Genomic DNA, 15,093 nt, shown 5'->3' on the forward strand with positions numbered 1-15,093 from the left:
CTTTCGGCTCAGTCGTCCTTCTCGGGATGCTTCTCGTGCTCGAGGTAGCTGAAGCCTTTGTAACGCTTCACCGGATGGAAGCTCGACGGACCGAGCGCCTTGATCTCCGCCGTCCCGGCGCGGCGATGGGAGGTCGAGACGTGCGCCTTGGGCGCGCGAGCCGCATGAAAGCCCGGGAGCCGATGGGTGCGGGCCTGTGCGGCGCCGGCCGCACAGAGGCCGATGAGGAGGCTCAAGGCTGCGCGTCCGATCATCAGAGATCCTCTACGAACACCACGCCGGGCGCCGTTTTCAGCGCACCGCGCACCGCCGGGTCCAGGCTGAAGCGGCCAGGGAGCTTCACCTCGACCTCACGACCGCCGCCGATGCCCGCCACCAGCACGATCTCGCCGCCTCGCCGGCTGGAGACGCTTTCCAGGCGCCGCTTCAGAGCCTCGATCTCGGCGCTGCGCGGCGCCACGTGCACCCGCAGGCCCGCCACCACGTTCTCCACGGCCTTCTCGACCGGCTCGGCGCTGTCGCCGAAGAAACGCACCTCGCCGTCCTTGGCCGAGGCCCTGACGGTGATCGCCACCGCCTTGCCCGGCTCCAGGAGCTCGCGGCAGCGGCGCAGCGATTCCGGCGGGAACAGCACCTCGTACTCGCCGGTGGGATCGGAGAGCGTCACGAAGGCGAACTTCTCGCCGGTCCGCTGGCTCGCGCGCTCCTGCTTGCGGCGCACGACGCCCGCCATCCGCAGCGCCTCCGCGCCGGCTTCGGCCTTGGCCACCGCATCGGCGTAAAGCTCGGTGCGCCGCCGGCGCAGCGCCTCGACCATGTCCTCCAGCGGATGACCCGAGAGGTAGAAGCCCACGGCCGCCAGCTCCTCGTCCAGCCGCTGCACCGGCGTCCAGGGCTCGGTCTTGGGCAGGCGGGGCCGGGCGGCGTCGGCCTGGTCGCCGCCGAACAGGCTCACCTGGGCCGAAGCCCGATCCGCCGCCACGCTCTGGGCGTAGCCGATCAGGGCCTCGGCCGCAGCGGCGAGCTGGGCCCGGTCGGGATGTATGGAATCGAAGGCCCCCGCGCGCGCCAGGGTTTCGAAGGTGCGCTTGTTGACCTGCTTGGGGTCGATGCGCTCGACGAAGTCGAAGATGTCCCGGAACGGCCCGCCCTCGCGACGGACCTCGGCCACGTGCTGCATCGCCTGCAGCCCGACGTTGCGGATCCCGCCCAGGGCGTAGAGCACCTCGCCGTCCGCCACCTCGAAGTCGGCGCCCGAGCGGTTCACGTCGGGGGCGCGGATCTTCACGCCGAACCGCTTGGCGTCCTGGTAGAACACCGAGAGCTTGTCGGTGTTTGCGAGGTCGAGGCTCATCGAGGCCGCGAAGAACTCGACCGGCGCGTTCGCCTTCAGCCAGCCCGTCTGATAGGCGATCAGCGCATAGGGCGCGGCGTGGCCCTTGTTAAAGCCATAACCGGCGAATTTCTCCATCCGGTCGAACAGCAGGTTGGCGGTGCCTTCGGACAGGCCGCGCTCCAGCGCGCCGGAGAGGAACCGCGCCCGCTGCAGGTCCATCTCCTCCTTCTTCTTCTTGCCCATCGCGCGGCGCAAGAGGTCCGCCTCGCCCAGGCTATAGCCGGCCAGGATCTGGGCGATCTGCATCACCTGCTCCTGGTAGACGATGACCCCGTAGGTGTCCTTCAGCACCGGCTCGAGCAGCGGATGCACAACGTCGACCGGGCGGCGGCCCATCTTGCAGTCGACGTACTCGGGGATGCTCTCCATCGGGCCAGGCCGATAGAGCGAGATGAGCGCGGTGACCTCCTCCAGCGAGGCCGGGCGCAGCTGGCGCAGGATGTCCCGCATGCCCTGGCTTTCCAGCTGGAACACCCCCAACGTCTGCCCCGAGGCCATCAGCTCGTAAGTGGGACTGTCGTCCAGCGCGATGGCCTCCCAGGCGAACCCGGCTCCGCGCCGCTCCAGGTGGCGCATGGCGCGGTCGAGCACGGTGAGCGTCTTCAGGCCCAGGAAGTCGAACTTCACCAGCCCCGCGGACTCGACCCACTTCATGTTGAACTGGGTGGCCGGCAGATCGGAGCGCGGATCGCGGTAGAGCGGCACGAGCTCGGTGAGCGGGCGGTCGGCGATCACCACGCCGGCGGCGTGGGTCGAGGCGTTGCGGTAGAGTCCCTCGAGTTGCAGGGCGATGTCCAGAAGCCGGGCGACGGCCTCGTCCTCGTCGCGGGCCTGCTGCAGCCGGGGCTCGATCTCGATCGCCCTTGCGAGCGTCACCGGATTGGCCGGATTGGCCGGCACCATCTTGGCCAGCCGGTCCACCTGGCCCAGCGGCAGCTGCAGCACCCGACCTACGTCGCGCAGCACCGCGCGCGCCTGCAAGGTGCCGAAGGTGATGATCTGAGCGACCCGGTCGCGGCCGTATTTCTCCTGGACGTAGGCGATCACCTCCTCCCGCCGCTCCTGGCAGAAATCGATGTCGAAATCCGGCATCGAGATCCGCTCGGGATTGAGGAACCGCTCGAAGATCAGGCTGTAGCGGATCGGATCGAGGTCGGTGATCATCAGCGACCAGGCGACCAGCGAGCTCGCCCCGGAGCCGCGGCCGGGTCCGACGGGTATGCCTCGCGCCTTGGCCCACTTGATGAAGTCCGAGACGATCAGGAAGTAGCCGGGGAAGCCCATCTGGCTGATCACACCGATCTCCCGCTCCAGCCGCTGGTCGTAGACCTCGCGCTCGGCGGCCAGCGGATGCGTCGCCAGGCGTGCGGCGAGGCCCTCGCGCGCCTGGTGCGCCAACTCCTCGGCCTCGCTGCGTCCGGCCGCGGTGGAGAAGCGCGGCAGGATCGGATCGCGCTTCTCGACCATGAAGGCGCAGCGGCGGGCGATGTCGAGGGTGTTGTCGCAGGCCTCGGGAAGGTCTTCGAACAGGGCGCGCATCGCGGCGGCCGGCTTGAACCAGTGCTCCGCCGTCACCCGTCGGCGCTCGTCTTGGCCGATGAAAGCGCCGTCGGCGATGCACAAGAGGGCGTCGTGCGCCGGGTGCATCGCGGCGGACTTGAAGTAGACGTCGTTGGTGGCGACGAGCGGCACGTCGGCCTCATAGGCGAAGCGGACGAGTTCCGGCTCGGCGGCCGCCTCGCGCGCCTCCCCATGACGCTGCAGCTCCACATAGAAGCGGTCGCCGAACGCCCGGTGCATCTCGGCGAGCGCCGCCCGCGCCTCCTTGGCCTTGCCGGCGGCGAACAGGTGGTCGACCGGCCCGTCCGGCCCGCCGGAGAGCAGGATCAGGCCCTCGGCGCGGGCGACGACCTTCGCCCAGGCGACGTGCGGCTCCTCCGCCGCGTCGATCTCCAGATAGGCCGCCGAAGAGAGCTCGGCGAGGTTGCGGTAGCCGGCCTCGTTCTGCGCCAGGAGCACCACCGCCGGCGACCGCGCCCAGCGCTCCGGCGGCCGCTCGCCGAGGCCGCTCACCGGCAACAGGCAGCCCACGATCGGCTGCACGCCCGCGCCTTTGGCCGCGACGGAGAACTCCAGCGCTCCAAAGAGATTGGCCCGGTCGGTGAGCGCCACCGCCGGCATCTGCGCTGCGCCGGCGAGGTCCCCCACCTTGTCGGCCTTGATGGCGCCTTCCAGCAGCGAGTAGGCCGAGCGGACGCGCAGGTGGACGAAGGCTTCATTCGTCTCGCTCAAGGCGGCCCGCTCCCCCATCCGCATGGCGCTCAGCCCATATGGACGGCCACGGCGCACACCATCCAGACAAAGCTGGCGACCGACATAAAGGCCAGCGATTCTCGCGCGAGACGAACCATGTGCGACGTTCCAGCTGTGGATGTTCCGGGTACGTTCTTATTCGCCTTTTGTTCTCGAAGTCAAGCGGGTAGGCTGTCGTCCATGATCAGCAAGCCGCCCGCCGCCCGTCCCGGGATCGAGTTCGCCGACGAGGACGTGGTGAAGGCCTACGCCCACCGCACGCCCTACCCGTCCGGCCTATTCGCGCGGCTGCTTGCCCTCGCGACGGGCCGGGCGCGCGCATTGGACCTGGGCTGCGGACCCGGCAAGCTGACTATCCCTGTGGCGGACCACTTCGCCGAGGTGATCGCCGTCGATCCCTCGGCGGCCATGATCGCAGCGGCCCGCGCCGCCGACCGGGGCCAGCACGGCAACATCCGCTGGGTGCAGGCGCTCGCCGAAGACGCGGAGCTGATCGGGCCTTTCGACCTCGTCACGGCCGGCGCCAGCATCCACTGGATGGAGCACACGCTCCTCTTCCCCACACTGGCGGATGCGCTCGCGCCTGGCGCCCGGATCGTCGTGCTGGACGGCGACGGCCCGGTCGAGGCGCCGTGGATCGAGGCCTACCGGGCGGTGATCAAGAACTGGGTCGAACGGCTGGGCGGTGTCTGGAACGGCCCGGCGTTTGTCGCCGCCGCGCGCGGCCACGAAGCCTGGATCGACATCGAGGGCCGGGAAGATGTCTGGGGCGAGGTCCGGATGCCGGTCGAGGACCTGATCGACGGCGAGCACTCCCGCGCCACCTGGACCCGCGCCAAGCTGGGGCCCGAGCTCTCCGCGGCGTTCGACGTCGACCTGCGCGCCGCGCTCGCGTCTTACGCCAAGGACGGCCGCGTCGCCTTCCGCACGCGCACCCGGCTCCTTTGGGGCCGACCGCGACGGGAGCCGAAGGCGACCTAGGCTAGAGCTCGATCACGAACCTCGCCCCGCCGCCTGGGTCGCTGGGGGCCAGGACGAGCTGGCCGCCCTGGCTGACCACCGCCTGGCGAGCGAGGCTCAGGCCGATGCCGCTGCCGTCGGGCTTGGTGGTGAAGAACGGACGGAACAGCTCGCCGCGCGCGTCCGGGGCGACGCCCGGCCCGCTGTCCTCGACGGTGATGGTGACGCCGTCGCCCGCGGCGGCGCCCGCCAGACGGACGTGGGGGCGCCCGGACCCGCAGCCCGCCGCTTCGGCCGCGTTGGCGAGAAGGTTGATCAGCGCCTGGGCGGTGAGATCCGGGTCGAGGCGGATCATCACGTCCGGAGCGGGCGTCTCGAGCTCCAGCGGGATGGCCGTCCAGCGGGTGCGGAACAACCGCGCCGCCTCCTCCAGCACCTCGCTCAGGCTGACCTGCCGAGGGGCCGGATCCGGCAGGCGAGCCAGCCTGCGATAGGCGGAGACGAACCGCTGCAGCCCCTCGGTGCGCCGGACGATCACGCCCAGGCTGTCACGCGCCAGGCGGGCGTTCTCCGCCCCGCCCTCCGCCACCAGCTCGCCCGCGCTCTGGGCCAGGGAGGCGAGCGGCGTCAGGGAGTTCATGATCTCGTGGGAGAGGACCTGCAGCAGCTCCTTCAGCGCCGCAGCCTCGGCCGCCTGGATCTCCCCCTGGATGTCCGTGAGGGCGGCGAGCCGCAGGGCGGCGCCCGCACTCACCACGTCGGCCACCGAGAGCGCGTAGGTTCGGGGCAATCCCCCCGCGTTCAGCCGGATGGTGCGCCGGCCGTCTGGGTTCGTCTCGGCGATGGCCTCGGCGAGGTCGGGAGCGGCGTCCACTGGACCATCGGTGCGGAAGAGCCGCCGCGCGGCGCGGTTGGCGGCTGTCACGGCGCCGCCGGCCGCCAGCATCACCAGGGGTGTCGGCGCCTGGTCGAGGAACAGCTGGAGCGTGCGCAACTCGCGCTCCTGGCCCAGGCGGAAATGGTCGGGCTCGATCGCCTGCGGCGGCGCCGCGGCGTCGGCGAGCGCGCGGTTGATCAACCAGACGGCGGCGAACAGGGCCGTGACCGCGGTCAGCAGGGCCGTCGCAGGCAGGCCCGCTCGCGCCGCCACCATGGCCGCGGCTCCGCCCGCGAACACCAGCGCCTGAGCCGCGATCCGCGGAACAAGGGTGCTAGAGACCATGCTTCGCCATACGACGATAGAGCGCCGCGCGGGTGAGGCCGAGCTCCTTGGCGGCCTGGCTCACGTTGTGGGCGTGGCGCCTCAGCGCCGCCTCCACCGCCGTCTTCTCATGCCGCGCAAGGTTGAGGTCGGCTCGGGCGGCGATCGCCCCCGGCGGCGCCTCGGGCGGCGCGAAATCGCTTGCGGTGAGCACGTCCGCCTCGGTCAGCACCACGGCCCGTTCGGCCGCCTGGCGGAGGCCCCGAACCTCGCCGGGCGGCGGTTCGTGGATGAGGCGGTTGATCGCACTCTCGTCCAGAGGCTTCGGCGGCCGCGCATGGCGGCGGGCGAACAAGCGGATGAAGTGCTCGGCGAGCAGCACCGCGTCGGCGTCGCGCTCGCGCAGGTTCGGAAGGCGAATCTCGATGACCGAGAGCCTGGCCATCAGGTCGTCGCGCACGGCGGCCCGGGCGGCTTCGACGCTGCGGGTGGCCGAGATCAACCGCGCTTCGGTCCGATCCAGCTGGGCGACAAGTTCGGCCTGGGCCGCAGGCGCGAGCCCCGCGAGCTCATCGAGGAAGAGCGTGCCGCCGGCCGCAGCGCGCAGCGCGCCCGACACGCCCGCGCCATCCGTCGTCGCGCCGCGCAGGTCGAGACGCACCAAGGCGCCCGCCGCGCGCCGGGAGCGGGCGTGCAGTGCGCGGGCGGCCAGGCTCTTTCCCGTCCCAGCCTCTCCGTGGAGCAGGACCGAGGCCCCGGTGGGCGCGACGCGGGCGATTCGATCACGCACCGCCTCGATCGCGGCGCTGTCGCCCAACAGCACGGGGGGCGGTTCGGTCGCTTCAGGCGCCGTTCCTCCTCGCCGCCGCCGTAGGGCCAGGGCGTCAGCCAAGGTGTCAAGCAGTCGGGCATTGCTCCACGGCTTCATCACGAAGTCGCTGGCGCCCGCCTTCATCGCGGCGACCGCGATCTTGACCCCGCTGTGGCCGGTCACCACCACCACGACCGCGTCCGCATCATGAGCGCGCAGGTCGGCGAGCCAGCGGAAGCCCTCTTCGCCGGTCGTCGCCCCCCGCGTGAAGTTGAGGTCGAGCAGGATCACGTCCACCCGCTCGGCGGCGAGCACGCTCCAGGCTTCCGCGGGGCTGGTCGCCTCGAGCATCCGCCAGCCGTTGCGGCCGAGCAGGATGCGGGCCGACGTCAGCACGTCGGCGTCGTCGTCGACGAACAGCAGCGTCGGATTGGCGCTTGACACGCCCTCACCCCTGTCCGGAAACGGACACTGTGTCCGCTACCGCGCAGCCGCGCGCCTCACGCGAGGAAAATCCAAATAAGATCAGCGTCTTCAGCTTGCCAGCCATTACGGTACCTTGAGCCCTTGAGCTTGCATTCGAAGGTCCATGGCGTCCAGTTCCCCGACTTCCTACCTCGACCCGCCGGGTGAGGACATGGACAAGCCGATCGCTAAGCCGAAGGGCTGGCGACGGCATCGACTGCTGGTCTTCGTCAGCGCCGGCGTCGTGGTCCTGGCCGTGCTTGCGGCCGCCCTCCGGTGGGCGCCGGGCGCAGGAGCGATCAGCGTCAAGCGGAGGGAGATCGAACTCGCCGAGGTCCGCCGCGCGCCCTTCGATGACTATCTGCCGCTGCGCGCCGCAGCAGCCCCGCTCAGCTCCACCTTCGTGGTGGCGATCCAGGGCGGCCAGGTGGCCCAGGTGCTTGCCCAGGACGGCCAGGAGGTCGCCGCAGGAACCCCCCTCGCCCGTCTCGTCAATCCGCAGCTCACCTTGGACGTCACCTCCCGCGAGGCGGAGATCTCGGGCCGTCTCGGCGACGCCAGCGCTCAACAACTCGCCCTGCAGCAGGCCCGCGCCGCACGCGAGGCGGAGATCGCCGACGCCAACTACAAGCTGCTCACCGCCAGGCGCGACCTCTCCAGGCACGAACGGCTGCGGGCGGCAGGGCTCGAGGCCGACGCCGCCGTCCGCCCGTTCGCCGACGAGGCCGCCTACGAAGCCGACCGGCTCAAGACGCTGCAGGGCGAGCTTGCCCAGGAAGACGTCATCCGCCGCACCCAGGCCGCGCAGATCCGCAAAACCGCGGCGCGGCTGAACAGCAATCTCGACGTCGTCCAATCGAGCTTGGGCGCCCTGGTCCTCAGGGCTCCCGCCTCGGGCCGGCTCACCAACTTCACCCTGCAGGCTGGTCAACCGCTCAGGGCCGGCGACACGGTCGGTCAGGTCGATGGCGAGGGCGCCTACAAGCTGCTCGCCGACGTCGACGAATTCTATCTGGGCCGCATTTCGCCCGGCCAGACAGCGAGCGCGCAGCTGGACGGCCGCACCGTGCCCCTCGTCGTCTTGCGCGTCCTGCCGCAGGTGACCGACGGCCGCTTCCGCGCCGAGCTCGGTTTCAAAGATGCGCCGCCGGCCACCATCAAGCGCGGCCAGAGCCTTGATCTGCGCCTCACGCTCGGCGGAGTGCGCCCGGCCCTGGTGCTGCCCAACGGGCCCTGGCTCGAGGCCTCAGGCGGCGCCTGGGCGTTCGTGATGACCTCCGGCGGCCGCGCCGAACGCCGCGCCATCGCGACCGGCCGTCGCAACCTCGACCAGGTGGAGGTCCTGCGCGGTCTCAGCCCGGGCGACCAGGTCGTCGTCTCCTCCTACTCCGGCCTCGAAGCCTACAAGCACCTCATCATCCGCTAGGAAGCTCCATGATCACGCTGGCCGACATCCATCGCACCTTCCGCTCCGACGAGGTCGAGACAACGGCGCTGCGCGCCATCGAGCTTTCGATCGAGGCGGGCGAGTTCGTGGCTGTCATGGGCCCCTCGGGCTGCGGGAAGTCGACCCTGCTCAACATCATCGGCCTGATCGATCGGCCGACCAGCGGTCGCTATCTGTTTCAGGGCGAGGAGGTGACCGGCCTCGACGAGGCGCATCTCGCCCGCATCCGGCGCGATCACCTGGGTTTCGTCTTCCAGAGCTTCAACCTGATCGACGAGCTGACCATCGCCGAGAATGTCGAGCTGGGGCTCGTCTATCGCCGTTGGGCCGGCAAGGCCCGCCGCGCGCACGTGCAGGCGGCGATGGACCGTGTCGGCATCGCCCACCGCGCGCGGCACTATCCGCACCAGCTCTCCGGCGGCCAGCAGCAGCGCGCCGCCATCGCCCGCGCCATCGTGGGCCAGCCCTCGCTGATCCTCGCCGACGAACCCACCGGCAACCTCGACACGGTGAACGGCGAGCAGGTGATGGACATCTTGAAGAGCCTGAACGCCGAGGGCGCGACCATCGTCATGGTCACTCACTCCCCGGCGCATGCCGACATGGCGCGGCGGGTCGTCAACATGCTCGACGGCCGCATCGTGGTCACCGCCCGTCGGGCCGCCTGAGAATTTCCGCCATGTGGTCGAATTACGCGCTCGCCCTCTACCGCACGCTTTCCCGCCACCGCCTCTACGCGGCGCTGAACGTCCTGGGCCTCGCGCTCGGCATCGCGGTCTGTGCGATCCTGCTCTCTGTGGTCCGGTTCGAGGCCGGGTTCGACCGCTGGATCCCGCACGCCAACGACATCTACCGGATCAACCGGACGTCCACCATGAGTGGTCGGCCCTCGAAGCCGTCGGCAGACACGCAGCCGGTATTGCTCCCGGCCTTGCTCCTCGACTTCCCGCAGATTCGCTCGGCGGTCAGGATCATGGACTCCACCGGAATTGTCCGGTCGGGCGAGCGAAGCACCTACGAGAAGATCGCGTTCGCCGACTCCAGCCTCTTCGACGTCTTCGCGCTGCCGCTCGCGGCGGGCGATGCGAAAACGGCGCTGGCCGACGACTCGAGCCTGGTGATGAGCCAGTCGATGGCCCGCAAGTACTTCGGCACGGATCATCCGCTTGGCCGCGTGCTGACGCTGGTGCTCGACGGCAAGCCGCACGATTACCGGGTGACGGGCGTGCTGAGGGACCTGCCGGTCGACACGCATCTCAAACTCGATCTCATCGCGCGCTTCGATCCCAACCTGTTTCCCATCGAGCGCGGGTACTTCACCAGCTGGGGCAGCTCCATGCTGTACACCTACGTGCAACTGCGCTCGCCGGCTGACGCCCGCGCTATGCAGGCGGCGATGCCGGCGTTCATCGACCGGCGGGTCGACAATGACGTCCGCCGGCCGCCCAGCCGGGAGCTGTCGTACAGTCTCATGCCGATCACGGCCGCGCATTTCTACGACGCGAGGATCGGCGGCGCGTTCAAGCCCGGCGTCGATCCGCTGTTCATCGGCGCACTGGCCGTGATGGGCCTCGTCACCTTGCTGATCGCCATCGTGAACTACATCAGCCTGGCGACCGCGCGCGCGGGCATGCGCGCCCGGGAGGTGGCGCTGCGCAAGGTCGTCGGCGCGACACGCCGCGCCCTGATCGTGCAATTCGTTTGCGAAGCCGTGGCGCTCGCCCTCGCCGCCGGCCTGATCGCAGCCTCGCTGGTGGAGGTTTGCATGCCGGGAGTCAGCGCCGTCCTCGGCGAGCCCATCCGCCTCAGCTACTTCGGGTCCCAGGGGTTCGTGCCGCCTCTGGCCGGCCTGTGCCTGGTCGTCGGCCTGATATCAGGCCTGTACCCCGCGTTCGTGCTCGCCGGTTTCCGACCCGCCGCCGTGCTCGCCTCGGCCCGTTCGCCCGGCGGGGGACGCGCTGGCGCGCGCGTGCGCGCGGCCCTCACCATCCTGCAGTTCAGCATTGCGATCACGCTGATGATCTGCACGGCGGTGATCTTCAGGCAGATCCAATTCGTCCGCACGGCCGACCTGGGGTTCCGGCGCGACGGTCTGGTGATCGTCAACGGCCTGAGCTCCGCCGACGCGGCGCCGCGGTCGCGCTCGATCATGCAGGCGTTCAGGGACATCCCAGGCGTGATCGACGCGACGGCGTCCGATCGGTACCCGGCCACCGACAATGAGAGCACGACGAATGTAAAGCGGCTGAGCAACCCGAGCTTCGAGCCGGACATCACCACCGAACGGATCGGCGCGGACTACGCCCGCACCTACGGCCTGCACCTGATCGCCGGCCGCGTGCTGGGATCGCAGCAGCGGGTGGACGACATGGCGAGCTGGAAAGGCGTCCCCCCGAGCGACTGGCAGTTGAACGTCATGATCAACGCGAGCGCCGCGCGGGCCTTCGGCTTCGCCGATCCGGCCAAGGCTGTCGGCCAGAAAGTCGCGTTCGGGCGGACGGATGCGGGGAAGTCCCTGGTGGCGACGATCGTCGGCGTCGTGGATGACGTACGCTTCCTCTCGCCCCGCAAGCCCGCGCCGCCGCAGATCTACATGCAGGACACGCGGATCGCGACCACGCTCGAGCCGGACGACTGGAGCGCCGCCGTGCGCGTCCCCGAAGCCGACCGCGCCGAGATCACGCGCCAGATCGAGCACGTCTGGCGTTCCCTGGTCCCGGGGGTGCCGTTCCGCGCGCAAAGCGTCCAGGCCGCCCTGAACCCCTACTACGACCCGGAGGAGCGTCGCGGCCAGCTGTTCGCGGCCGGCGCGGTGCTCTCTGGGTTCATCGCGTGCCTCGGGCTTTATGGCCTCGCCGCCTTCAACACCACGCGGCGATTCAAGGAGATCGGCATCCGCAAGACGCTGGGCGCCTCGACGCGCGATGTGATGCGGCTCCTGATCGGGGAGTTCCTGAAGCCGGTGATCCTGGCCAACCTGATCGCCTGGCCGCTCGCCTGGTTCGCCATGCGGGCCTGGCTCGCCGGCTTCGACCAGCGGATCGCGCTCAATCCGGCGTATTTCGTCGCCCCCACGCTCGCGGCGGCCCTGGTCGCGGTGCTCACCGTGGGCGACCAGGCCTTCCGCGTCGCGCGCGCGGAGCCGGCGGTCGCGCTGCGCTACGAGTGATGCGCGGCCGTCTGCGGCTCCAGGTGGCCGTCCTTCAAGGCGAGCACCCGGTCCATGTGGCGGGTGAGCTCGAGGTTGTGAGTGGCGATGAGCGCCGCGACGCCGGCCTTGCGGGCGAGCGCGTAAAGGTTCTCGAACACCGCCGTCGAGGTCGCGGGGTCGAGGTTGCCGGTGGGCTCGTCGGCCAGCAGCAGCTTCGGGGCGTTGGCGAGCGCGCGGGCGACAGCCACCCGCTGCTGCTCCCCGCCGGAGAGCTGGGCGGGTTGGTGCTCCACCCGGTCGGCGAGGCCGAGCTCGCGCAGCAGGCGCTGGGCGCGGTTGCGCGCCGCCTTGCGGCTGCGGCCGGCGATCATCTGCGGCAGGGCGACGTTGTCGAGCGCCGAGAACTCCGGCAGCAGATGGTGGAACTGGTAAACGAAGCCGATGGTCGCCAGCCGCACGCGCGTGCGGGCGCGGTCGCCGAGGTTCGAGCAGTCGAGGCCAAGGATGCCGATGCGCCCGGCGTTCGGATGCTCCAGCAGTCCCGCGGCGTGCAGCAGCGACGACTTGCCTGAGCCGGAGGGCCCGATCAGGCCCACGATCTCCCCCGGATAGACGTCGAGATCGACCCCCTTCAGCACCGGCAGCGGCCCGACGGCGGTGTCGTAGGCTCGCTCGAGGCCGCGGATCGACAGGACGGAACGGCGCTCACTCATAGCGGAGCGCCTCCACCGGATCGAGGCGCGAGGCCCGCCAGGCGGGAGGCAAGGTCGCCACGAAGCTCATCGCCAGCGCCCAGAAGGTGATCAACGCCACCTCCGACCAGTCCACCTTCGCCGGGATGTGGGAGAGGAAATAGACGTCGGACGAGAACACCGCCTGGCCCGTGACCGCCTCCACGAAAGTCTGGATCTCCTGAATGTAGATGCAGAACAGCGTCCCGAGCAGCAGGCCCGCGAAGGTGCCAAGGGCGCCGATCGAGGCGCCGGCCATGAAGAATATCCGCAGGATCGCGCCCTGCCCCGCCCCCATGGTGCGCAGGATGGCGATGTCGCGGCCCTTGTTCTTCACCAGCATCACCAGGCCCGAGATGATGTTGAGCGCGGCGATCGCCACCAGCAGCATCAGGATCAGCCGCATCACATTGCGCTCGACCTTCAGCGCCCCCCAGAAGGAGGTGTCGCGCTGCGTCCAGTCGGTGACCAGCGCCGTGGGTCCGGCGGCCCTGGCGATCCGGCCCTTTAGCCGCTCGGCCTCGTCGGGGTTCTTGAGCTTGATCTCGATCTCGTCGATGGAGCCTTCGCGGCCCAGGAACAGCTGCGCCGTGGCCAGCGGCATGTAGATGTAAGCCTGGTCGTACTGGCTCATGCCGACCGTGAAGGTGCCGGCCACGATGAAGGTCTTCTGCACCGGCGAGCCGCCGAACGCCGTCGCGGCTCCGGAGGGCGAGATCAGCGTCAACGGATCGCCGGCGTGCACGCCCAGCGTCTCGGCCAGCCGGTCGCCCACCAGGACGCGGTCGCCGCCGTCTTCGCCCTCGCCATACCCCTTCAGCGACCCGTGGGTAATGTTCCTGGCGATGATCGGGCTTGCGGCCACATCGGCGGCCGAGACGCCGCGGATCACCGCCCCCGTCACCTGGTTCGGGCCCATCGCCAGCACCTGGCCCTGGATCACGGGCGTCGCCTGGACGACGCCGGGGACCGCGCGGATGCGCTGCACGGCGGGGCCGAGCGCCGGGCCGTCGACCACTCCGCCGGCCACGAACACGTGGCCCTGGAAGCCCAGGATCCGGCCGAGCAATTCGGAGCGGAAGCCGTTCATCACCGACATCACGATGATCAGCACCGCCACCGCCAGCAGGATGCCGATGAAGGAGATGATCGAGATCAGCGCCACGCCGCCCTGGCTGCGCTTGGCCCGCAGGTAGCGGCCCGCCACCATCCGCTCCCAGAGCCCGAACGGCGGGGCGCGCGCGCCGGCGGCGGGCTCGCTCACCCGCGGATCGCCTTGAGCGCGGCTTCGAGCGGCAGGGTCTGCCGCTCACCGGTGGCCCGGCGCTTGATCTCTACGACACCGTCGGCGACGCCCTTCGGCCCGACGATCAGCTGCCAGGGAAGGCCGACCAGGTCCAACGAGGCGAACTTCGCGCCCGGCCGCTCGTCGCGGTCGTCCAGCAGGGTTTCCTTGCCGGCCGACTGCAGCCCCCGGTAGGCGGCCTCCGCCGCTTGATCGACGGCCGCCTCGCCTACCCGCAGGTTGACGACGGCGACGTCGAACGGCGCAACGCTGTCCGGCCAGATGATCCCCGCCTCATCGTGGCTCGCCTCGATGATCGCCCCCATCAATCGCGTGACGCCGACGCCGTAGGAGCCCATCTGCACCGGCCGCTCGACTCCGTCAGGCCCGGCCACGACCGCCTTCATCGGCTTCGAGTACTTGTCGCCGAAATAGAAGATGTGGCCGACCTCGATGCCGCGCGCGGTCATCCGCTTGGCCTCGGGCACCTCTTTCTTGAAGCGGGCCGCATCGTGCATCTCGTCGGAGGCTGCGTACAGGCGGGTGCGCTGGTCGACCAAGGGCTGGAGGTCGCCGTCCCAGTCGATGTCCGGGCCCGGCGCGCCCATCTCCACCAGGTCCTGGTGCGCGAACACCTCGCTCTCGCCGGTGTTGGCCAGGATGATGAACTCGTGGCTGAGGTCGCCGCCGATCGGGCCGGCGTCGGCGCGCACCGGAATCGCCCTCAGCCCCATCCGCGCATAGGTGTTGAGGTAGGCCAGGAACATGCGGTTGTACGACCGCCGGGCCGCGGCTTCGTCGACATCGAACGAATAGGCGTCCTTCATCAGGAACTCGCGGCCGCGCATCACGCCGAACCGTGGCCGCCGCTCGTCGCGGAACTTCCACTGGATGTTGTAAAGATTCTTTGGCAAGTCTTTGTAGGATTTCACATAAGCCCGGAAGATTTCGGTGATGACCTCCTCCGCAGTGGGCCCGTACAGCAGGTCCCGCTCGTGGCGGTCCTTGATGCGCAGCATCTCCTCGCCGTAGTCGTCGTAGCGGCCGCTCTCTCGCCACAGGTCGGCGAGCTGCAGCGTGGGCATCAGCACCTCGATCGCGCCCGCCCGGTTCATCTCCTCGCGAACGATCTGCTCGACCTTCTTCAGGACCCGAAGGCCGAGGGGCAGGAAGGCGTAGATGCCGGCCGCCTCCTGGCGGATCAGGCCGGCGCGAAGCATCAGCTGGTGCGAGACGATCTGGGCGTCCGAGGGCGCCTCGCGCAGCGTCGGCATGAAGTAACGCGAAAGGCGCATGCGGCTCCGGTGGGGCTTGGGCGAGCGGCTCTGATAGC

12 protein-coding genes are annotated in these 15,093 nt (G+C 70.0%); 4 read left to right on the forward strand and 8 right to left on the reverse strand.

Going from position 1 to position 15,093, the window contains the following annotated elements; genetic code table 11:
- Positions 1-8: 8 nt before the first annotated feature.
- From Q0W60_RS03560 to sidA, 3 genes are read right to left on the reverse strand one after another with little or no spacing between them, the layout of a single operon-like run.
- On the reverse strand, positions 9-254 hold the full coding sequence (locus Q0W60_RS03560) for a hypothetical protein (RefSeq protein WP_297692634.1): 246 nt from the start codon (positions 252-254) through the stop codon (positions 9-11).
- Complete coding sequence (gene dnaE / locus Q0W60_RS03565) at positions 254-3,688, reverse strand: DNA polymerase III subunit alpha (protein ID WP_297692636.1); 3,435 nt, start codon at positions 3,686-3,688, stop codon at positions 254-256. The genes Q0W60_RS03560 and dnaE overlap by 1 nt, the downstream gene beginning before the upstream one ends.
- Before the next feature lie 29 nt (positions 3,689-3,717).
- Positions 3,718-3,807, reverse strand: coding sequence for a cell division inhibitor SidA (gene sidA / locus Q0W60_RS17375; RefSeq protein ID WP_366075023.1), 90 nt, complete (start codon positions 3,805-3,807; stop codon positions 3,718-3,720).
- A gap of 82 nt (positions 3,808-3,889) precedes the next feature.
- On the opposite strand from sidA, the gene Q0W60_RS03570 reads away from it, so the two are divergent.
- Positions 3,890-4,690, forward strand: coding sequence for a class I SAM-dependent methyltransferase (locus tag Q0W60_RS03570; protein ID WP_297692638.1), 801 nt, complete (start codon positions 3,890-3,892; stop codon positions 4,688-4,690).
- Position 4,691: 1 nt separating this feature from the next.
- On the opposite strand, the gene Q0W60_RS03575 is transcribed toward Q0W60_RS03570, so the two are convergent.
- Positions 4,692-5,891 carry an ATP-binding protein gene (locus Q0W60_RS03575; protein WP_297692641.1) on the reverse strand — a complete coding sequence of 400 codons (1,200 nt, stop codon included), beginning with the start codon at positions 5,889-5,891 and terminating at the stop codon, positions 4,692-4,694.
- The gene (locus tag Q0W60_RS03580) at positions 5,881-7,125 is read right to left on the reverse strand and encodes a response regulator (protein ID WP_297692643.1); all 1,245 of its coding nucleotides are present in this window, start codon (positions 7,123-7,125) and stop codon (positions 5,881-5,883) included. Before Q0W60_RS03580 ends, Q0W60_RS03575 begins: the two co-directional genes overlap by 11 nt.
- Positions 7,126-7,318: 193 nt before the next feature.
- Here Q0W60_RS03580 and Q0W60_RS03585 point away from each other — a divergent pair, with 193 nt between their 5' ends.
- Genes Q0W60_RS03585 through Q0W60_RS03595 form a run of 3 tightly spaced genes read left to right on the forward strand, consistent with a single transcriptional unit; the run spans position 7,319 to position 11,762 of the window.
- Positions 7,319-8,572 (forward strand): HlyD family efflux transporter periplasmic adaptor subunit, encoded by a 1,254-nt coding sequence (locus Q0W60_RS03585; protein ID WP_297692645.1) that lies wholly within the window; start codon positions 7,319-7,321, stop codon positions 8,570-8,572.
- 8 nt (positions 8,573-8,580) lie between these two features.
- Positions 8,581-9,261, forward strand: coding sequence for an ABC transporter ATP-binding protein (locus Q0W60_RS03590; protein ID WP_297692647.1), 681 nt, complete (start codon positions 8,581-8,583; stop codon positions 9,259-9,261).
- 11 nt (positions 9,262-9,272) lie between these two features.
- Entirely contained in the window at positions 9,273-11,762 is a 2,490-nt protein-coding gene (locus Q0W60_RS03595) for an ABC transporter permease (RefSeq protein ID WP_297692649.1), read from the forward strand.
- On the opposite strand, the gene Q0W60_RS03600 is transcribed toward Q0W60_RS03595, so the two are convergent.
- From Q0W60_RS03600 to proS, 3 genes are read right to left on the reverse strand one after another with little or no spacing between them, the layout of a single operon-like run.
- Entirely contained in the window at positions 11,753-12,457 is a 705-nt protein-coding gene (locus Q0W60_RS03600; RefSeq protein WP_297692651.1) for an ABC transporter ATP-binding protein, read from the reverse strand. The genes Q0W60_RS03595 and Q0W60_RS03600 overlap by 10 nt on opposite strands.
- Positions 12,450-13,685 carry a lipoprotein-releasing ABC transporter permease subunit gene (locus Q0W60_RS03605; protein WP_297692722.1) on the reverse strand — a complete coding sequence of 412 codons (1,236 nt, stop codon included), beginning with the start codon at positions 13,683-13,685 and terminating at the stop codon, positions 12,450-12,452. Before Q0W60_RS03605 ends, Q0W60_RS03600 begins: the two co-directional genes overlap by 8 nt.
- A 50-nt stretch (positions 13,686-13,735) precedes the next feature.
- Positions 13,736-15,055 (reverse strand): proline--tRNA ligase, encoded by a 1,320-nt coding sequence (gene proS, locus Q0W60_RS03610; protein WP_297692653.1) that lies wholly within the window; start codon positions 15,053-15,055, stop codon positions 13,736-13,738.
- Positions 15,056-15,093 lie beyond the last annotated feature (38 nt).

The organism is Phenylobacterium sp. (assembly GCF_025934275.1).
GTDB lineage: Bacteria > Pseudomonadota > Alphaproteobacteria > Caulobacterales > Caulobacteraceae > Phenylobacterium.